The sequence below is a fragment of the Chryseobacterium sp. HNCC26DJ241 genome, assembly GCF_057180505.1.
Map to the genome: position 1 here is coordinate 12,530 of NZ_JBXUGL010000005.1, position 18,328 is coordinate 30,857.

The window sequence follows — 18,328 nt, forward strand, 5'->3', positions numbered from 1 at the left end:
ATGAATGAAATTCTATATAATAGTTTATATTTGCAACCTATTTTTATCAATTTAAATAATAAAATTTATGAAAGAACTAGTCGAAAAAATCAACGCAGAATTTGAAGCTTTTACAAAAGAAGCTTCTCAACAGGCAGAAAAAGGAAATAAAGCTGCCGGAACAAGAGCAAGAAAATCAGCTTTGGAATTAAGCAAATTGTTTAAAGAATTCCGAAAAGTGTCTGTAGAAGAAGCTAAGAAATAATTTTAATCCCTGTTTCCAAGAAGCAGGGATTATTTTTTACAATAAAATATGTGAGAGAATAAAAATTGAACATTATAGTTTCAGTTGCTTTCAGATAACATACAAAAAAATCCTCAAAAAGAGGATTTATTATATTTCTCATTAAAGAATCATTACTTTTCCAAAATTCTTTTAACAGCATCTTTCACTGCAAAAGAATCTATTTTATATTTGTGCATCAATTCTTCAGGAGTTCCGGATTCACCAAAAGTATCTTGAACTGCTACAAATTCCTGTTTTGCAGGATGTTTTCTTGCCAGTAATCCTGAAACAGATTCTCCTAAACCTCCAATATAGTTATGTTCTTCTGCTGTTACTACTTTTCCGGTTTTAGCTACAGATTTTAAAATAATTTCTTCATCTAAAGGTTTAATGGTATGAATATTTATCACTTCACAAGAAATACCTTCTTTTTCCAATTCATCGGCTGCGACTAAAGACTCCCAAACCAAGTGTCCTGTTGCTATAACTGTTACATCATTTCCTTCCTGAAGCAATATACCTTTACCTATTTCAAAAGGCATATCTTCCGGAATAAAAACCGGAACTACCGGTCTTCCAAAACGAAGATAAACCGGGCCTTCAAATTCTGCTATAGCTAATGTTGCCGCTTTTGTCTGATTATAATCACAAGTATTGATAACCGTCATTCCCGGAAGCATTTTCATAAGTCCGATGTCTTCCAAAGTTTGGTGCGTTGCTCCATCCTCACCCAAAGTAAGACCGGCATGAGAAGCACAAATTTTTACATTTTTTCCAGAATATGCTATAGATTGACGAATCTGATCATAAACACGACAAGTAGAAAAATTAGCGAATGTTCCGGTGAAAGGAATTTTTCCATTGATGGTTAATCCGGCTGCAATTCCCATCATATTGGCTTCTGCAATTCCCACCTGAATGAAACGTTCCGGAGCTTTTTCAATAAATTTCTCCATTTTCAGAGAACCGATTAGGTCAGCACAAAGAGCCACTACATTAGGGTTTTTATCGGCAAGTTCAGCAAGTCCTGCTCCAAAACCACTTCTTGTATCTTTTTTTTCAGTATATGTATATTTCATTTTTTTGCTTTAAGATTAGTAATCATCCGGAGCTTCCAGATAAAGTTGCTTCAATCCATTTTCCAATTGCTCTGCATTAGGCGCTTTTCCGTGCCAAGCATGAGTTCCCATCATATAATCTACACCAAATCCCATTTCGGTATGAAGAATAATGGCAACTGGTTTTCCGTTTCCGCTTTCTGATTTTGCCTTTTCCAGAATCGCGATTACTGCTTCCAGATCATTTCCATTTTTCTCTTCCAGAACTTTCCATCCGAATGCTTCCAGCTTAGCGTGAAGATCACCTAAAGAAAGAACCTTATCTACATCTCCGTCTATTTGACGATTGTTATAATCTATGGTTGAAATGAGATTGTCTACTTTATTGTGAGCTGCGAACATTAACGCTTCCCAAATTTGCCCTTCTTGTAATTCTCCATCGCCATGAAGTGAAAATACAAGATTTTTGTCTCCATTCAATTTTTTTCCAAGAGCAGCACCTATAGCAACGGATAAACCTTGTCCCAAAGATCCGGATGCAATACGAACTCCAGGTAAACCTTCATGCGTAGTTGGATGTCCTTGAAGTCTGGTATTTAATTTTCTGAATGTTTTCAGTTCTTCCACAGGAAAAAATCCGAAACGTGCAAGAGTGGAATAGAAGACAGGCGAAATATGCCCGTTGGAAAGAAAGAATAAATCTTCGTTTTTACCTTCCATTGCAAATGGAAGTTTATATTCCATCACTTTTCCATAGAGTGCTGTAAAGTATTCTGTACAGCCAAGACTTCCACCAGGATGTCCCGAATTTACAGCGTTTACCATTCTTAAAATGTCCCTTCGGATTTGCTTTGTAAGGGATTTCAGCTCTTCAATATTTTTACTCATTAAATTTGATTTAAGGTTTCGCGAAAATACAATTTTTTGGTGGTTTTATAAAATGAAAAATTTCGTTATAAATTGTCGAAATCATTAGCAATCATATCTATAGTGTTGTAAATATCTCATAAAAATAAATCCGGCATTTAGCCGGATTTGCTTATTTTTTTCTGATAAGCCAAAGACCTATAAATGTGAGTAAACCATTCACGATCAATAGTTCCAAACCTATTTTAAAATTTCCGAAGATATTTTCCTGATATTTATCTATAAAGAAAGAAATTACAGGTGCAGTAATACAAACAAAAGGAACCAGCTTATCATGGATATTATATTTTGTAAATATTCCAAAAGCAAAAAGCCCGAGAAGAGGCCCGTATGTAAATCCGGCAAGTTTCAGAATCAGTCCGATCATGGAATTATCATTGATAATTTTAAAAATAATAACCATAACCAGGAATGAAAGAGCGACTATCAAATGTACATTTTTTCTGAATTTTTCCTTTTTCTTATCACTCCATTCTTTTTCTTTTAATCCAAAGACGTCAATACAAAGAGACGAAGTAAGTGCTGTCATTGCTCCATCTGCACTTGGAAATAAAGCGGAGATCAAAGCAATAATAAAAATAATGGAAATGAAAGGAGGCATATGATTTAATGCAATATCAGGAAAAAGTTGATCTCCGGAACTTGCTACATTTTCACGTACTCCGTATAAATGTAATAATCCTCCCATATAAAGGAAAAGTGAAATCACACCTAATAAAATAAATCCGAGAGTGACCATATTTTTTTGGGAATCTTTCAATTTTGTTACAGAAAGACTTTTTTGCATCATTTCCTGATCAATCCCTGTCATAGTAATAGTGATAAAAGCTCCAGCCAAAACTTGCTTAATAAAAAAACTTTTATCGTTAAAGTCTGTTCCGAAAATTTTGGTGTACCCTTTTTCGCTCATTGCGGTTATGCTTTCTCCCACATTCAGGTCAAGATGATTCAGCATATAGAAAGTACAAATAATAAGACCTAAAAGCATACAACTGGTCTGCAAAGTATCTGTCCATACAATGGTTTTTACACCGCCTTCATAGGTGTAAAGAATGATCATTGCAAGGATAACTAATGTTGTGATAATAAAAGGAACACCTAAACTTTCCAGTATTGTTGTTTGCAAAATATTTACTACCAAATATAATCTTGCAGTTGCACCTATCAATCTGGAAACGATAAAAATCCATGCTCCGGATTTGTAGGACAGTAATCCCATTCTTTGTCGCAAATATCCATAAATTGAAGTAAGCTGTAAGCGATAATAAAGAGGAAGAAGAATATAAGCAATGGTAAAATATCCGATTAAATATCCGATAGTAACCTGCAAATATCCAAAATTGTCTTTTCCTACAGCTCCAGGAACTGATACAAATGTAACCCCCGAAAGCGAGGTTCCGATCATTCCAAATGCTACCAACATCCAGTTGCTTTTCCTGTTTCCTATAAAGAAACTATCATTGTTACTGTTTTTTCCGGTTCTAAAGGCTACCAAAAGTAAAAGACCAAAATAAGCAAGGATAATCAACAATAACAAGACTGGAGACATAATTTATGATTTTTTAAAATTTCACAAATATAGTTTTTTTATTGAAAGATGGATACAGAACATAAGAAGATGAACGTATTTCTTTTTTTATTCTAATTGGTACAATTTCTATCAAATGAGGCTCAAAATTTCTATTTTTTTCATTATTGTACTGAATTATTTTTATCCATTTGAAAAAGTTTTTGTTGTTATTTTATTCATCTAATACTTTTTCAATTCTTTGGTCAGGAATTAGCCAGATCAAAGCAACTATATAATAAAAAGCAACAGCAATATAAGGATAAAAGAATGAGGTAATTACTCCTAAAATATATAATATAAGGGATGCATACTCTTTGAATTTGGATCCAAGTGCTTCTTTCAATTTAGATTGTTTGCCTTCATTTCTGATGGCCACATGTTCCAAAATTGTATACGCTATTGCGCACATTATCAGTCCAATTCCATATGTAGCAACAGGATTTTTTGCAAAATGAGTTTCGCCCATCCATTCCGTTGCAACAGGCATTAAAGAAAGCCAAAATAATAAATTTAAATTTGCCCAAAGTACACTACCATTTACCTTTTTTATAACTTGAAAAAGATGGTGATGATTATTCCAATAGATTCCTATATAAATGAAACTGAAAATATAAGCTAAAAATTTAGGAACAAGGGGTTTAAGATTTTCCCAACTATTTCCTTCAGGCATTTTTAATTCTAAAACCATTATGGTAATAATAATGGCTATAACCCCATCACTAAAGGCCTCTAATCTTCCTTTAGTCATTAACTTTTCATTTGATTTTTAAAATTCGCAATTTTTTCGTTCAGTTCGTTTAGAAGATCTTGATTGGTAATGCCTTTTTCGGAATCAAAATTTTCGTAAAATTTTGGAAGAGAAAATGTTTCCTTTATGTCAGCATCAAATTGTGGGAAAAAAGTTTTTGCTGTATTCATCACATTTCCACCGCCAAAACCACCGGGAGAAGTACTCATCAGAAACATCTTTTTGCCTTGCCATACTTTTACATTAATCCTTGAAGCCCAATCAAAAATATTTTTAAAAGCTGCCGAGTAAGATCGGTTATGTTCTGCAAGAGAACAAATAATGGCTTCACATTCTTCAATATCTTTCAGAAATTGGTATGCTTGATCCGGAAACCCACTTTTTTCAAGGTCTACCGAAAATACAGGCATGGAATAATCATTTAGATCAATTAAATTGATGTCATCCTCTGTAAAACTTTTCAAAACAAATTTTACTAATTCTCTATTTATAGAAGTAGAAGATGTACTACCTGCAAATGCTAAAATTTTCATAATAATTTTTTTTGCAAATCTAATGAATAACCAAAATAAATAAGGTTTATTTGATTTTCTTTTACAGATTTTAAAGTTATTTTCTGTTTAGAATAGCTTTCGGAAGCGGTACATATTCTTTATCATCATCAGGAATTTTTGGGAAAGCATCTGTATTCTGATCATGCCAGTTTACTTTTGCTTCTTCTATTTTTTCTTTGTCTGAACTTACAAAATTCCAGAAAATATAACGTTCTTCAGAAAAAGGTTCACCTCCGAATAGATAAATTGTAGTATCGTCATTTATTTCAAACTCGCAAAGAGAAGTATTTTTAGAGATTAAAAGCTGTTTCGTTCCGTAGGTATTTCCTTCAATATTTACACTTCCGTTCAGTACATACATTCCCACTTCTCCAAAAAGTTCACTTCCAATATTTATTTTCTGTTTGCTTTTGGTTTTGATTTCAACAAAATACAATTTACTATGAACAGGAACCGGAGATTTTTTTCCGAAAACTTCTCCAGCAATCAGTTTAAACTGAACTTCACCATCTTTCCAAACCGGAATTTCGTCTGTTTCGATATGAAAAAAAGAAGGCTCACTTTGTTCCAATTCTTTCGGAAGTGCAATCCAAATTTGAAATCCGTGAAGACAACGTTCGGAATTTCGTAAATATTCCGGCGTTCTTTCAGAATGTACAACGCCTTTTCCGGCCGTCATCCAATTGACAGCACCGGGTTTTATTTCAACAGCGCTTCCCAAACTGTCCCGATGAAAAATAGAACCTTCAAATAAATACGTCAAAGTGGAAAGTCCGATATGTGGATGCGGCGGAACATCAAAATTTTGATATTCCTTTAAACAAGTCGGTCCCATATGATCGATAAATATAAAAGGTCCTACTGAACGCTTTTCACGAAACGGAAGTAATCTTCCCACTAAAAAATTTCCTATATCTGCGGCTCTTTCTTCAATGATCAAGCCAATATTTGACATCATTTTATACTAATTAATTTATTTCAAAAATAGTAAATTTAAACTTTCATGTACTTGATGCAAGGTAATAACCGGTGTTCTATTTTTTTTGCAGATAAAAAACTATTTTTGTTGAATGTTGGATATACGAACAGTTACGGTAATGCGTTATATTCTGCCTTTGCGTGAAGGAGGTTCGCTTCCTGCATTGGCAGAAGCAGATGATGATTTCAAATATGTTTTGAAATTTCGAGGAGCGGGTCATGGAGTGAAAATGCTAATTTCAGAACTTTTAGGTGGAAAAATTGCAGAAGTTTTAGGATTAAAAATTCCTGAAATTGTTTTTGCCAATTTGGATGTCGATTTTGGAAGAACAGAAGGTGATGAGGAAATTCAGGATTTATTGAAATTTTCAGAAGGGTTGAATTTAGGATTGCACTATCTTTCCGAAGCAATTGCTTATGATACAAGTGTGAAAGTTGATCCGCTTTTGGCTTCGAAAATTGTTTGGCTGGACGCATTCATTACCAATATAGACCGTACTTTTAAAAATACCAATCTTCTGATGTGGCATAAAGAATTGTGGATTATTGATAATGGTGCTTCTTTTTACTTTCATCATTCTTGGCAAAATTTTGATGCGGCGGCAAAAACTCCTTTCAAATATGTGAAAGATCATGTTCTGCTTCCTCAAGCTAAAATGTTGGATGAAGCCGATGCATTTGCTCATGAAATTTTGAATGATGCTTTTTTTAGGGAAATTGTAAATTTAATTCCTGAAAATTGGCTTAATTGGAACGATGCAGATGAAACGCCCGATGAAATCCGTGAGGTGTATTTTCAATTTATGAAAACACGATTGGAAAATTCTAAAATTTTTGTAAACGAAGCCAAAAATGCAAGAGGATAAACTATACGAATACGCTGTAATACGCTTGGTTCCGAAGGTTGAAAGAGAAGAATTTTTCAACATAGGATTGGTGATGTTTTCAAAGAAGGAAAAATATATCCGTGTGGAATTTTATTTGTGTCCTGATAAATTCCGACTGATGCACAGCAAACTGGATTATGATGATATTATTCAGAACCTGGAAAGTTTTCAAAAAATTGCAAACGGAGAAAAAGAAGGTGGCCCAATTGCTCAATTGGAAATTCCTGAACGCTTCCGTTGGCTGACTGCTATTAGAAGTTCAGTGGTTCAAACTTCAAGACCTCATCCCGGAAAATCGAAAAATCTTGATAAAACATTTGAAAAACTGTTTGAAGAATTGGTGAAATAAAAAAAACGGACTCAAAAAAAATGAATCCGTTTTGAAATAAACAATAAAAAACCCTAAAAATTAAAATTAAGCCTAGAAAATACATATCTTCCGTTGAGTCCAAACTGAGCGGTTGCTCTTGCATACACAAATTGGTCGTTATTGGAATTGGCTTTTACGTACTCTGTCGGATAAATATCAAATAAATTATTTGCTCCCAATGTTAAACCAACAGATTTTGAAAATTGGTAAGAAAATGAAAGATCGGTTATCAATTTTCCATCGATTTGCTGATGTTCATTTTTCACTCCGTTGCTATCTGTATTGATTATTCCGTCTCCATTTACATCCACAACATTATAATCCACTGCTTTTCCGAAATATGTATTTCTTAAATAGACAGTAGCTTTTCCAAAAGTCAGTTCATTGGATAAACTTGCTTTCAATTGTGGAGTAGCACTTTCCAACAATGTTTTAGATCCTTCTCCGAAATAAGAATTTGTTAAACCGGCATTTATCAGTTTTGGAGAAGCGTGTATTTCACCAACTTTTTTAGTTTCCCCGATATTCAATGCAAAAGTATTCTGAAGTTTGAATGAAGATCTCGTTAAAGTATGAGCAGCAACAAAATCAATTCCTTTGGTTTCGGTATCTATCGCATTGGCAAAAAATCGCGCTCCTGTGATACCCAATTCATTATAGATATTTTGTACTTCTCCCGCAGTTGTAGGTTTACTAAAAGTGTCTGTTAAAATAATTCTGTCATCAATTCTTACAAAGTATGAATCTAAAGTAAATGTCAAATTAGCAGAAGGAATTTTATAGGTAAATCCTACACTTGCTGATTTTGAAGTTTCCTGCTTCAGATCACCAATTCCCAATTTTTGTGCAAGTTGAGAATCATTACTGAAAGTACCTTGTTCGGTAAGCGCTCCGTTGGTGTAAAATGTGCTGGTCTGGTTAAAATAAATTTGAGCCATAGATGGCGCTCTGAAACCTGTAGAACCTGCAAATCTGAAATTAAGATCGTTAGTAAGTTTAATTCTTGAAGCTAATTTATAATTGAATGTAGAACCAAAATCTGAGTAATTTTCATATCTCAAAGCAGCATCTACTAAAAGCCAGTTTGTAAAATTAAATTCTACATCTCCATATAATGCAACTGAATTTCTATGTTTGTTTACAGCATTTCCCGGACGGAATCCTCCGAAAACTTGTGAATTTCCAGAAAGTGCAGTTCCAAAGAAATCAGTTGGTCTTGGTGTAGTTCCAGCCCATACATTTCCAAAAACATCGTAAATAGAGTACGATGCTTCTTCACCGGCATTCAATTTATAATTTTCGTATCGGTGTTCTGCTCCGAAAGCTACGTTTATTCCCTCAAAAACATTAAAAGGTTTAGAGAAATCTAAATTGATGGTATTTTGTAAAAATGAAAATCCACCTGCGTCGAATTCATTAGGAGAATTAAATCTTAAAGAAGTATTCCCGGAATTTTTTACAGTATAATCAAAACTGTTTCTTCCAAGTGTATTGCTCAAATCTACATTCCAGCCATCCCATTTTCCTTTCACACCTGCTGCCAAAGAAACATCCTGAATATTAGAACCAATATGTGGAAGATAACCATTTATATGAAGTCCTGTAAAAGTTCTGGCTTCTCTTGGTCTTCTGTAAAAGCCTCCGGAATCTCCGTTTCTGTTACTGTATCCGCCAAATGAATACACTTTCCAGTTATCATTAATAGGAAGCTCAAAATTGGCAAAAAATTGATGATTATTTGCTTTGGACTGACCAACAATCATGTTATAATCTTTTCTGGTTTGTCCTCTGTAAGCTAATTCCTGATTTGAAACATCAGCGGTAAGAATTTTTTGTAATGAGTTTTCACCAGCTGTAATAGACGTAGATTCTTGAATCCAATCGTAAATCGATTTGGTAACATCTTGTCCTCCAATTTTTAAAGTTTGAGTAACATTCTTAAAATAATCAATTTGAGAACCGTATTGTTTAATATAATTGAAAATTTCATTTTGATTTGGAGTAGTGCCAATATTATTAAAAAGCGAAGAAAGATTTACACCGTTTTCCAAAGCTCTTTTTTCAATAGCGTTATAAGCATTAAAAATAGCTCCGCTTTCCGTTCCTGCTCTGGAAGTCGGATCTCTGAATTGTGAAGACCATGTCAGATTCAAAAAACCACCTTTGTTTCCAATTTTTGTTCCGTAATTTAAATCTATCTGAATATTTTGCCCATCGAAATCTCCGGTATGATCTTTTGCTTTTGGAGTTAAGTTTCCACCATAAGTTACTTGTCCGGAAAGTCCGTTGGTATCTTTTTTCAATCCTAAATTGATAACTCCAGCAATAGCATCTGAGCCATATTGTGCAGCCGCACCATCTCTTAAAATTTCAATTTTTGTAAGTGCAAATGAAGGAATTGCATTTAGGTCAGTTCCTACTGTTCCTCTTCCCGGTGATCCGTTTACATTTACTAAAGAAGAATTGTGTCTTCTTTTTTCATTTATCAAAACCAAAACTTGATCCGGACCTAAACCACGAAGTTGTGCAGGATCTACGTGATCGGTTCCGTCTGCTGCAACTTGTGGCTGTGAAGCAAAAGACGGAGCAACTGCATTGAGAATGGAAGATAAATTAGTTTGTGGTAAAACAACAGATTGTTGCTTCAAATTGAAAACATCTACTGGAACCGGAGAATCCACTTTTGATCTTGTTCCACCTCTGGAACCTAAAATCACCACTTCTTCTACATCATTAGTTTTTACGGTATCTGCTTGTTGAGCATTAGCAAAAATTCCCAAAAAAAACAAAGCTGAGACCGATAAAATAGCATTCTTATTTTTCATACATTATTTTTAGAAGCGACAAAAGTATAATATAATCTATAAGTCTACAAATTTGATAGACTAATAAAATATGAAATATGATAAATGTCAGGTTTCTGTTTTGCTTTAAATTTTAGTCAGTTTCGCAAATTTTAGGATAAGATTCTTTTCGCCTTCGTGTTGGAAAATGATTTTTGCTTTTATATTTTGTGGGTCGGTTCCGTCAAGGAAAGTAACTTCACCAATTCCAAAACGGTCATGCCGAACTTTGTCTCCTACTTCAATATCCTGAGAAGAACTTCCGCTTGCATTTTTAATTTTTGCAGAAGAAATAGGTGTTAGTTTTAGTGGTTCAGATTTAGGTTGGGATTCTGATTTTTCTTCTAAACTCAGTTTTTTCTTGGGTTCTAATTTTTTGAAATTTCTCGGAATAGAAGGTGTATCATCAAATAAATTGGATTTTAAACCGGAATGATTTACAAAACGGCTTTCTATTGCCGGATTGATGAAATCAATAAATTTGGAATCTACTTCGCTCAAAAAACGGGAAGGTTCTGCATCCGTGATTTTTCCCCACTGAAATCTGGAAACGGCATACGTAAAGAAAACCTGCTTTTCGGCTCTGGTTAAAGCTACATAAAATAAACGTCGTTCTTCTTCCAATTCTTCTCGAGTGGACGAACTCATAAAACTTGGGAAGAGGTTTTCTTCCAAGCCTACTACATTTACAACAGGAAATTCCAAACCTTTGGAAAGGTGAATGGTCATTAATGAAACTTTGTCGCCTTCGTTTTTATCTTTATTATCCTGATCGGTAGAAAGAGCAATATTTTCAAGGAAATTGGAAAGGGAAGGATCTCCGTCCTCCAACTGTTGCTGCTCTTCAATAAAACCTTGCATAGAATTCATCAATTCCTGAACGTTTTCTACACGGGAAATTCCTTCCGGAGTTTGGTCGTCTTTTAGAAATTTTATTAATCCGCTTCGTTTTGCCACTTCCATAGCAACTGCATACGCATTTTCGGTTTTCAACAATACCTGAAATGCTTTTATCATACTCCAAAAATCGGAAAGTTTGGTCAAAACTCCATTGTTAAAGCCTAATTGAGGAGCATAAAATCCAATATTGTCCAAAACTTTGGCTACAGAAATATTTTGGGAATCGGCAAATACGATTAATTTGTTTTGAGTGGTTTCGCCAATTCCACGAGTTGGATAATTAATAATTCTGGATAATGCTTCGGAATCATTTTCATTGATTAAAAGTCGTAAATACGCAACCAGATCTTTCACTTCCTTCCTTTGATAGAAAGACAGACCGCCATAAACCCGATACGGAATATTTTTTCTTCTTAATGCATCTTCAAAAGCACGGGTTTGCGAATTGGTTCGGTAAAGAATAGCAAAATCATTAAACTTTCTTTGATCCCGATTGTGAAGTTCCCAAATATTGGAAGCAACAAAATTGGCTTCGTCCGCATCGGAAAGTGCACGATATACTTTTATCTTTTCTCCCACTTCATTATCGCTGAAAACATTTTTTTTGAATTGCTGTATATTTTTGGAAATAACCACATTTGCTGCATCTACAATAGTTTGTGTAGAACGATAATTCTGTTCCAAAGAAACCGTTACAGCATCAGGATAATCTTTTTTAAAATTCAAAATATTGTAAATATTCGCGCCACGAAATGAATAAATGGATTGTGCATCATCTCCAACCACACAAATATTTTCAAATTTTGAAGCCAATGCTTTTACAATAAGATATTGAGAATGGTTTGTATCCTGATACTCATCTACTAAAATATACCGAAATTTATCCTGATATTTAGCTAAAACTTCTGGAAATCGGGTTAGTAATTCATTGGTTTTCAATAATAAGTCATCGAAATCCATTGCTCCGTTCCGGAAACAGGCTTCTACATATTTTTGATAAATAGTTCCCACTTGTTTCATATTGGCTCGTTCATCGGCTTCCATCAGTTCAGGATTATTGAAATAGGCTTTTACCGTAATGAGATTATTTTTATAAGTAGAAATACGGGCAAGAACTTTTTTAGGTTTATAAAGTTCTGCATCAATATTCAGATCTTTTAAAACTTTTTTCAGAACATTGAGTGCATCTTGTGTATCATAAATGGTAAAATTGGAAGGAAAGCCAAGATAATGAGCTTCACTTCTCAAAATTCTTGCAAAAACGGAGTGGAAAGTCCCCATCCAAATACTTCTTGCATTGCTGTCTCCAACTACTTTTGCAATACGGTCTTTCATTTCTCTTGCCGCTTTATTGGTAAAAGTAAGCGCCAAAATATTGAAAGGATCAACTCCATTGGAAATGAGATGAGCAATTCTCATAGTAAGAACACGCGTTTTACCGGAACCTGCTCCTGCAAGTACCATTAGTGGTCCAGTGATGGTGGTTACAGCTTCATATTGTGCTTCATTCAATCCTTTCAGGTAATCCATTGAAATCTAAAAATTAAGAACAGCAAATTTAAAAATTTTCAAGCGATTTTTTATTATAGAAGAAATACAGGATTTTCAAAAAAATGACTATATTTGCAACTCAAATTTTTAAAACAGAATGGGTACGATATTTACATTATTCATGGTTTTGATCATGATTGCGAGCATACTTCTTGTTATTATCATTATGGCACAGAATCCAAAAGGAGGTGGTCTTTCCGGGACTTTCGGAGGTGCATCTTCTGCACAATTTGGTGTTCAGAGAACTAATGATTTTATGGAAAAATCTACTTGGATTTTAGGTGGAACCATTATTGTTCTTATCATTTTAAGTATTGTTCTTACAGGAAAACCTTCTCAGAACTTACCACAAAATGCTCCTGCTAAAAAAGAAGCTCCAGCCAGTCAATCAAAAAGTGAAAGTCCGGCTAAAACAACAACAAGCGGAACAACACCTGCTCAAAAATAATTTTTAAGCATACAATATAACATAAAAACGGTCTGATATTCAGACCGTTTTTTTTATTTTATTTTAGATTTTTCAATGAAATGTTTCATTTTCAGTCCAACAGATAAAATGAAATAATGTATCGGTTTTTTTCTGTAATATTTGCTTACGAAAATTTGCATAGCTCCATAGAAACGCTCAAGATAAATTTCATTTTTCACGGTGCTTTCTCCTTTGTAATGAAGAAGTGAAGCCTTTCCATAATAAAAATTTTGATAGCCATTTCTTAAAAGTGTATAGCAAAGATCAATATCTTCTCCGTACATAAAATATTTTTCGTCCAATCCGCCAACTTTTTCATACACTTCTTTTTTGGTCAGAAAAAAAGCACCTGTAATTACTTCAGTTTCGGCAATTTCATATTCATCGATATCGTTTCGGTAATAAGATTTGGAATTATTCTTTCTGAAATTTGTAAAAAGTTTTTCAAAAGAATTGAACATATCAGGAACAGAACGCTTACTTTCCGGAAGAAAAACTCCGTCTGCATCATGCATTCGGATTCCTAAACATCCGAAATTCTTTTGTCGATCGGCAAAATCCAGAATTTCTTTCATATAAAATCCTTCCAGCTCTGTGTCCGGATTTAATATTAAAAGGTATTCTCCTTTAGCTTGTTTTATGGCTTTATTATTGGCAATAGCAAAACCTTCATTTTTTGAATTGGCTATGAAAAGATATTCCGGAAATTCAGAAATGAGGCTTTTCCAAGTATTATCGGGAGAACAATTGTCAATTACGATCACTTCATATTTTACATCCCTCACAAATTTTTGAATGGATAGCAAACACTTTCTCAAAAGTTCTGTAACATTGTAGTTAAGGATAATAATGGATAGCTTCATTTTTACTTCTTTGCTTTTATCTTGATTCATCATAAGGAAGCCTGTTCAGAATAGAACGTCCCAAAGAAATTTCATCTGCATATTCCAGCTCATCACCTACGGAAATTCCTCTTGCGATGGACGAAAATTTTACAGAAAAATGTTTGAATTTTTTATAAATATAATAAGCGGTGGTATCTCCTTCCATAGTCGCACTTAAAGCAAATATGAGTTCTTTTATTTCCCCTGATTCTAATTTTTTCTGAATTTCCAAAATATTTAACTGATTTGGCCCAATTCCTTCCATCGGAGAAATTTTCCCTCCTAAAACTAAGTATTTTCCGAGATATTTTGAAGTATTTTCAATGGCCATCACATCACGCACATCTTCTACCACACAGAGAAGTTCCGGATTTCTTTTCGGATTAGAGCAAATCTCACAGATCTCAAGATCTGAAAAATTGTAACATTCTTTGCAATAGCGGATCTCAGTAACCAGTTTTTTTAATGCGTCACCTAAAACAATAGCTTGACTTTCTGGTTGTTTCAGTAGATAAAGAGCCAAACGTAAAGCAGATTTTTTTCCAATTCCCGGAAGTCCGGAAATTTCTTCTACAGCTTTTGCCAAAACTTTACTTGGATAGTCCATTCTGCAAATATAAATCTTTGATAGAAAAGGAAAGATATATTAATTTCTAAAAAAATAACAGAATGTATTTTGCAATTAAAAATATTATCGTAATATTGCAATATAAAGATAAAATAATGGGAGCTTCAAAAACCGAATTTTTTACAGAAGAGCAAAATAAGGTTGCACAAATTGCAAAAGCATTGGGGCATCCTGCAAGAATTGCGATTTTGGAATATCTGATGAAGGTAAACAAATGCATTTGTGGAGATATCGTAAATGAACTTCCTCTTGCGCAACCTACAATTTCGCAGCATCTTAAAGAACTTAAAAATGCAGGTCTAATAAAAGGGAATATAGAGGGAAATTCTATTTGCTACTGTATTAATGAAGAAACCGTAAAATTCATCAACAGCTACTTTTTAACTATTTTTGAAAAATTGAGAAAAGGAAATTGTTGTTAATATTTTTTTAAACTCATATATCGTAATATAGCAATATTAAAATAAAATAAATATGAAACTATCTCAAATCAAAGAAATTTTACCAACATTAGATAATGTTGAATTTCAACTGGAAAACGGAGCTTTTGTTCCTGAACATTTTCATGTTACCGAAATCGGTATGATTACCAAAAAATTCATCGATTGTGGTGGAACAATCAGAAGTGAAAAGAAAATTAATTTCCAACTTTGGAATGCCAATGATTTTGAACATAAGCTAAAACCGGGAAAACTTCTAAAAATCATCCAGCTTTCTGAGGAAAAACTTGGATTGGAAGATGCGGAAATTGATGTAGAATATCAGACTGAGACTATCGGAAGTTTTGATCTGGATTTCAATGGAAACAATTTTATCCTAAAAAATAAACATACCACTTGTTTAGCCAACGAATCCTGCGGAATCCCACAAAATGCCGAAGTTTTAGAAACTCAAAGTAAGTGTTGTTCACCTAATTCCGGATGTTGCTAAAATGAAAAAAAATTTTATTAAGTATAAAAAACCAATTATCATCATTGCATCGGTAGTAGGATTGCAACTGGCATTTGGTTTTGATGCTAAATTTTGTATTATCAATTTGGTTTGGCTTTTAGTAAATTAAAAAATGAAAAAAAAGATATTGGTGCTTTGTACAGGAAATAGCTGTAGAAGCCAGATTGCAGAAGGTTATCTCAGATATTTTGCCAATAATAAAGCAGAAATTTATAGTGCAGGAATTGAAACACATGGTGTAAATCCCAAAGCAATTGAAACCATGAAGGAGGATGGAATTGATATTTCGTATCAAACATCCAATAATATAAGTGAATATCAGGATATTGAGTTTGATTTTGTAATTACTGTTTGCGATAATGCTAAAGAAAATTGCCCATTTTTTCCTTCAAAAGCTATAAAAATCCACCATAATTTTTCTGATCCTTCAAAAATGCAGGGAAAAGAGGCGGAAATAAAAGAAGAATTTGGAAGAGTAAGAAACGAGATTAAAGAGTATTGCAAAAATTTCATTGATGAGAATATCCTTGCATAACGAATTTTTTTTATCAATTTTTTTCGATTGTTAATGGTAAAGATTTAAAAATCTCTATATTTGAAAAAAACAAAATGTATGGTACTTAAAAATCTGAATTACCCTCTTGATTTTAAATTCAAAATCACAACGCTTTCCAGCGATTTTAACATTACGGACAAAAATGGAAATTATGTGGCTTATGTTCGCCAAAAAATGTTCAAGCTGAAAGAAGACGTAATTGTTTTTAATGACGAAAGCAAATCTCAGGAGCTATTCCGAATTAAGGCTGACCGTTGGTTGGATTTTAATTCTTCTTACAGGATGACGGATATTGTCAATAATAAAAATTTTGGACGACTTGCAAGAAAAGGAATGCGTTCCATCTGGAAATCGACGTATGATATTGTTGATGAAAATGATGTGGTAAAATTTACAATTACTGAAGATAATGCTTGGGTGAAAGTTTTTGATAGTTTAGTTGGTGAAATTCCTATTATCGGAATGTTTACGGGATATTTTCTTAATCCTTCTTATACAGTAAAAGATGCTTCCGGAAAAGAATATTTCAGATTGAAAAAAATGCCTTCCATGATTGGGAGAAGATTTCAATTGGACAGATTGGTAGATATTGATGATGAGGATGAAAGCCTTATCGTGCTTTCTTATCTTATGATGGTGCTTCTGGAAAGAGCAAGAGGATAAAAATCAAAAATAATAAAAATGCTTCCTGAATTCTGGGAGCATTTTTTATTTTGTACATTTGAAAAAAACAAATTATTTATGGAACTTACCAATATAGAACCTCAAATTATCTGGAAAAATTTTTCTGCCCTGAATGCAGTTCCAAGACCTTCAAAAAAGGAAGGACAAGTAATAGAGTTTATTGAAAAATTCGGAGAAAATCTTGGATTAGAAACAAAAGTAGATGAAGTAGGAAATGTGATTATAAAAAAACCTGCAACTGCGGGAATGGAAGATAGAAAATCCATTATTCTGCAATCGCATTTGGATATGGTTTGTCAGAAAAATGCCGATACCAATTTTAATTTTGAAACGGAAGGAATCCAAATGGAAATTGATGGAGATTGGGTAAAAGCAAAAGGAACAACTTTAGGAGCAGACAATGGACTTGGAGTTGCAGCAATTATGAGTATTCTCGAAAGTTCTGATATTCCGCATCCTGCTTTGGAAGCACTTTTTACTATTGATGAAGAAACAGGAATGACAGGAGCTTTAGGTATAAAACCGGGACAACTTTCAGGAGATATTTTGCTAAATCTGGATACGGAAGAAGATGATGAAATAGATATTGGTTGTGCTGGTGGAATAGATGTAACAGCTACGCATAACTACGCTTTGGAAACGGTGCAAGGACAAATTGTAAAAATTTCCGTAAAAGGTTTGCAAGGTGGACATTCCGGAATGGATATCCATAAAGGTTTCGGAAACGCAAATGTGATATTGGGAAGACTTTTGTACACCGGAATTGATAATGAGAATATCCGATTGATTTCCATTGACGGAGGTGGATTGCGAAATGCAATTCCGCGTGAAGCGTTTGCCGTATTTTCGGTGAGAAACGCACCTGAATTTATTGAAAGAGTAGTAGTGTTGAAAGAGGAAATTTTAGAAGAATTTGCAACTGTAGAAAAGGATTTGCATATTTTGGTAGAAAATTTTTCAACGGGAGAGAAAGCTCTTTCAATAGAAGATTCTAAAAAAATAATCCTTGCCTTGAAAGCTGCACATAATGGAGTTTACAGAATGAGTCCGGATGTTGCAGATCTGGTAGAATCGTCCAACAATGTTGCGAGAGTAGAACTGAAAGACGGAAGTTTAAAAATTTTATGCCTTTCTCGTTCATCTGTAGATTCAACGAAATTTGCAGTGGCAGAACAATTGAAATCCACATTTGAGCTTGCAGGAATGAAAGTCGAATTTAGTGGTTCATATCCTGGCTGGAAACCGAAACCGGGCTCTGAAATCGTAAAATTAATGGAAAAAATTTATGAAAGAGATTTCGGTAGCAAACCTCATGTAGTGGCTTGTCATGCCGGTTTGGAATGCGGAATAATCGGTGCTAATTATCCCGAAATGGAAATGGTAAGTTTTGGGCCCACCATTCGTGGTGCGCATTCTCCGGATGAAAAAGCAAATATTCCTTCAACGCAAAAATTCTGGAAATTTTTGAAAGAAATTCTAGCCAATATTCCTAAAAAATAAGTGAA

20 protein-coding genes are annotated in these 18,328 nt (G+C 33.8%); 10 read left to right on the forward strand and 10 right to left on the reverse strand.

Going from position 1 to position 18,328, the window contains the following annotated elements; translation table 11 throughout:
* Positions 1 to 67 precede the first annotated feature (67 nt).
* Positions 68 to 244 carry a histone H1 gene (locus tag AC2A1C_RS04680; protein ID WP_484023897.1) on the forward strand — a complete coding sequence of 59 codons (177 nt, stop codon included), beginning with the start codon at positions 68 to 70 and terminating at the stop codon, positions 242 to 244.
* Between the two features lie 152 nt (positions 245 to 396).
* Here AC2A1C_RS04680 and AC2A1C_RS04685 read toward each other — a convergent pair whose 3' ends face one another.
* The 6 genes from AC2A1C_RS04685 to AC2A1C_RS04710 all read right to left on the reverse strand — a co-directional run bounded on the left by AC2A1C_RS04685 (position 397) and on the right by AC2A1C_RS04710 (position 6,077).
* The gene (locus AC2A1C_RS04685) at positions 397 to 1,344 is read right to left on the reverse strand and encodes a transketolase family protein (RefSeq protein ID WP_484023898.1); all 948 of its coding nucleotides are present in this window, start codon (positions 1,342 to 1,344) and stop codon (positions 397 to 399) included.
* 15 nt (positions 1,345 to 1,359) lie between these two features.
* Positions 1,360 to 2,211, reverse strand: coding sequence for a transketolase (locus tag AC2A1C_RS04690; RefSeq protein WP_484023899.1), 852 nt, complete (start codon positions 2,209 to 2,211; stop codon positions 1,360 to 1,362).
* Positions 2,212 to 2,362: 151 nt separating this feature from the next.
* Positions 2,363 to 3,799, reverse strand: coding sequence for a sodium:solute symporter (locus tag AC2A1C_RS04695; RefSeq protein ID WP_484023901.1), 1,437 nt, complete (start codon positions 3,797 to 3,799; stop codon positions 2,363 to 2,365).
* 193 nt (positions 3,800 to 3,992) lie between these two features.
* Positions 3,993 to 4,568: a TMEM175 family protein gene (locus AC2A1C_RS04700; protein WP_484023903.1), complete on the reverse strand. Its 576-nt coding sequence runs from the start codon at positions 4,566 to 4,568 to the stop codon at positions 3,993 to 3,995.
* On the reverse strand, positions 4,568 to 5,101 hold the full coding sequence (locus tag AC2A1C_RS04705) for an NADPH-dependent FMN reductase (protein WP_484023905.1): 534 nt from the start codon (positions 5,099 to 5,101) through the stop codon (positions 4,568 to 4,570). The genes AC2A1C_RS04700 and AC2A1C_RS04705 overlap by 1 nt, the downstream gene beginning before the upstream one ends.
* 76 nt (positions 5,102 to 5,177) lie before the next feature.
* On the reverse strand, positions 5,178 to 6,077 hold the full coding sequence (locus tag AC2A1C_RS04710) for a pirin family protein (protein ID WP_484024052.1): 900 nt from the start codon (positions 6,075 to 6,077) through the stop codon (positions 5,178 to 5,180).
* Positions 6,078 to 6,192: 115 nt separating this feature from the next.
* Here AC2A1C_RS04710 and AC2A1C_RS04715 point away from each other — a divergent pair, with 115 nt between their 5' ends.
* Positions 6,193 to 6,966, forward strand: a complete 774-nt coding sequence (locus AC2A1C_RS04715; protein WP_484023906.1) for a HipA family kinase — start codon at positions 6,193 to 6,195, stop codon at positions 6,964 to 6,966.
* On the forward strand, positions 6,953 to 7,336 hold the full coding sequence (locus AC2A1C_RS04720) for a DUF3037 domain-containing protein (RefSeq protein WP_484023907.1): 384 nt from the start codon (positions 6,953 to 6,955) through the stop codon (positions 7,334 to 7,336). The genes AC2A1C_RS04715 and AC2A1C_RS04720 overlap by 14 nt, the downstream gene beginning before the upstream one ends.
* A 53-nt stretch (positions 7,337 to 7,389) precedes the next feature.
* Here the strand turns inward: AC2A1C_RS04720 and AC2A1C_RS04725 are convergent, their stop codons facing one another.
* Together AC2A1C_RS04725 and AC2A1C_RS04730 are read right to left on the reverse strand one after the other, a co-directional pair.
* Complete coding sequence (locus tag AC2A1C_RS04725; protein WP_484023909.1) at positions 7,390 to 10,182, reverse strand: TonB-dependent receptor plug domain-containing protein; 2,793 nt, start codon at positions 10,180 to 10,182, stop codon at positions 7,390 to 7,392.
* A gap of 105 nt (positions 10,183 to 10,287) precedes the next feature.
* The gene (locus tag AC2A1C_RS04730; RefSeq protein WP_484023910.1) at positions 10,288 to 12,630 is read right to left on the reverse strand and encodes an ATP-dependent helicase; all 2,343 of its coding nucleotides are present in this window, start codon (positions 12,628 to 12,630) and stop codon (positions 10,288 to 10,290) included.
* 118 nt (positions 12,631 to 12,748) lie between these two features.
* On the opposite strand from AC2A1C_RS04730, the gene secG reads away from it, so the two are divergent.
* Complete coding sequence (secG, locus tag AC2A1C_RS04735) at positions 12,749 to 13,099, forward strand: preprotein translocase subunit SecG (RefSeq protein WP_484023912.1); 351 nt, start codon at positions 12,749 to 12,751, stop codon at positions 13,097 to 13,099.
* A gap of 53 nt (positions 13,100 to 13,152) precedes the next feature.
* Here the strand turns inward: secG and AC2A1C_RS04740 are convergent, their stop codons facing one another.
* Positions 13,153 to 14,016: a glycosyltransferase family 2 protein gene (locus tag AC2A1C_RS04740; RefSeq protein ID WP_484023913.1), complete on the reverse strand. Its 864-nt coding sequence runs from the start codon at positions 14,014 to 14,016 to the stop codon at positions 13,153 to 13,155.
* Entirely contained in the window at positions 14,000 to 14,611 is a 612-nt protein-coding gene (gene recR / locus AC2A1C_RS04745; RefSeq protein ID WP_484023915.1) for a recombination mediator RecR, read from the reverse strand. Before recR ends, AC2A1C_RS04740 begins: the two co-directional genes overlap by 17 nt.
* Before the next feature lie 116 nt (positions 14,612 to 14,727).
* Here recR and AC2A1C_RS04750 point away from each other — a divergent pair, with 116 nt between their 5' ends.
* From AC2A1C_RS04750 to AC2A1C_RS04775, 6 genes are all read left to right on the forward strand, one after another.
* Positions 14,728 to 15,054, forward strand: a complete 327-nt coding sequence (locus AC2A1C_RS04750) for an ArsR/SmtB family transcription factor (protein WP_484024054.1) — start codon at positions 14,728 to 14,730, stop codon at positions 15,052 to 15,054.
* A 52-nt stretch (positions 15,055 to 15,106) separates the two neighbouring features.
* Positions 15,107 to 15,562, forward strand: a complete 456-nt coding sequence (locus AC2A1C_RS04755) for a DUF6428 family protein (RefSeq protein WP_484023916.1) — start codon at positions 15,107 to 15,109, stop codon at positions 15,560 to 15,562.
* Position 15,563: 1 nt separating this feature from the next.
* Positions 15,564 to 15,692, forward strand: a complete 129-nt coding sequence (locus AC2A1C_RS04760; protein WP_484023918.1) for a hypothetical protein — start codon at positions 15,564 to 15,566, stop codon at positions 15,690 to 15,692.
* Between the two features lie 3 nt (positions 15,693 to 15,695).
* Positions 15,696 to 16,118, forward strand: coding sequence for an arsenate reductase ArsC (locus AC2A1C_RS04765; protein ID WP_484023920.1), 423 nt, complete (start codon positions 15,696 to 15,698; stop codon positions 16,116 to 16,118).
* Between the two features lie 78 nt (positions 16,119 to 16,196).
* Entirely contained in the window at positions 16,197 to 16,802 is a 606-nt protein-coding gene (locus AC2A1C_RS04770; protein WP_484023921.1) for an LURP-one-related family protein, read from the forward strand.
* A gap of 78 nt (positions 16,803 to 16,880) precedes the next feature.
* Entirely contained in the window at positions 16,881 to 18,323 is a 1,443-nt protein-coding gene (locus AC2A1C_RS04775) for an aminoacyl-histidine dipeptidase (protein WP_484024055.1), read from the forward strand.
* Positions 18,324 to 18,328: the final 5 nt, after the last annotated feature.

Excerpts from the sequence above, each read along its gene's own strand:
- AC2A1C_RS04680 (WP_484023897.1), top strand. The coding sequence starts at position 68 with ATGAAAGAACTAGTCGAAAAAATCAACGCAGAATTTGAAGCTTTTACA.
- AC2A1C_RS04685 (WP_484023898.1), bottom strand. The coding sequence starts at position 1,344 with ATGAAATATACATATACTGAAAAAAAAGATACAAGAAGTGGTTTTGGA.
- AC2A1C_RS04690 (WP_484023899.1), bottom strand. The coding sequence starts at position 2,211 with ATGAGTAAAAATATTGAAGAGCTGAAATCCCTTACAAAGCAAATCCGA.
- AC2A1C_RS04695 (WP_484023901.1), bottom strand. The coding sequence starts at position 3,799 with ATGTCTCCAGTCTTGTTATTGTTGATTATCCTTGCTTATTTTGGTCTT.
- AC2A1C_RS04700 (WP_484023903.1), bottom strand. The coding sequence starts at position 4,568 with ATGACTAAAGGAAGATTAGAGGCCTTTAGTGATGGGGTTATAGCCATT.
- AC2A1C_RS04705 (WP_484023905.1), bottom strand. The coding sequence starts at position 5,101 with ATGAAAATTTTAGCATTTGCAGGTAGTACATCTTCTACTTCTATAAAT.
- AC2A1C_RS04710 (WP_484024052.1), bottom strand. The coding sequence starts at position 6,077 with ATGTCAAATATTGGCTTGATCATTGAAGAAAGAGCCGCAGATATAGGA.
- AC2A1C_RS04715 (WP_484023906.1), top strand. The coding sequence starts at position 6,193 with ATGTTGGATATACGAACAGTTACGGTAATGCGTTATATTCTGCCTTTG.
- AC2A1C_RS04720 (WP_484023907.1), top strand. The coding sequence starts at position 6,953 with ATGCAAGAGGATAAACTATACGAATACGCTGTAATACGCTTGGTTCCG.
- AC2A1C_RS04725 (WP_484023909.1), bottom strand. The coding sequence starts at position 10,182 with ATGAAAAATAAGAATGCTATTTTATCGGTCTCAGCTTTGTTTTTTTTG.
- AC2A1C_RS04730 (WP_484023910.1), bottom strand. The coding sequence starts at position 12,630 with ATGGATTACCTGAAAGGATTGAATGAAGCACAATATGAAGCTGTAACC.
- secG (WP_484023912.1), top strand. The coding sequence starts at position 12,749 with ATGGGTACGATATTTACATTATTCATGGTTTTGATCATGATTGCGAGC.
- AC2A1C_RS04740 (WP_484023913.1), bottom strand. The coding sequence starts at position 14,016 with ATGATGAATCAAGATAAAAGCAAAGAAGTAAAAATGAAGCTATCCATT.
- recR (WP_484023915.1), bottom strand. The coding sequence starts at position 14,611 with ATGGACTATCCAAGTAAAGTTTTGGCAAAAGCTGTAGAAGAAATTTCC.
- AC2A1C_RS04750 (WP_484024054.1), top strand. The coding sequence starts at position 14,728 with ATGGGAGCTTCAAAAACCGAATTTTTTACAGAAGAGCAAAATAAGGTT.
- AC2A1C_RS04755 (WP_484023916.1), top strand. The coding sequence starts at position 15,107 with ATGAAACTATCTCAAATCAAAGAAATTTTACCAACATTAGATAATGTT.
- AC2A1C_RS04760 (WP_484023918.1), top strand. The coding sequence starts at position 15,564 with ATGAAAAAAAATTTTATTAAGTATAAAAAACCAATTATCATCATTGCA.
- AC2A1C_RS04765 (WP_484023920.1), top strand. The coding sequence starts at position 15,696 with ATGAAAAAAAAGATATTGGTGCTTTGTACAGGAAATAGCTGTAGAAGC.
- AC2A1C_RS04770 (WP_484023921.1), top strand. The coding sequence starts at position 16,197 with ATGGTACTTAAAAATCTGAATTACCCTCTTGATTTTAAATTCAAAATC.
- AC2A1C_RS04775 (WP_484024055.1), top strand. The coding sequence starts at position 16,881 with ATGGAACTTACCAATATAGAACCTCAAATTATCTGGAAAAATTTTTCT.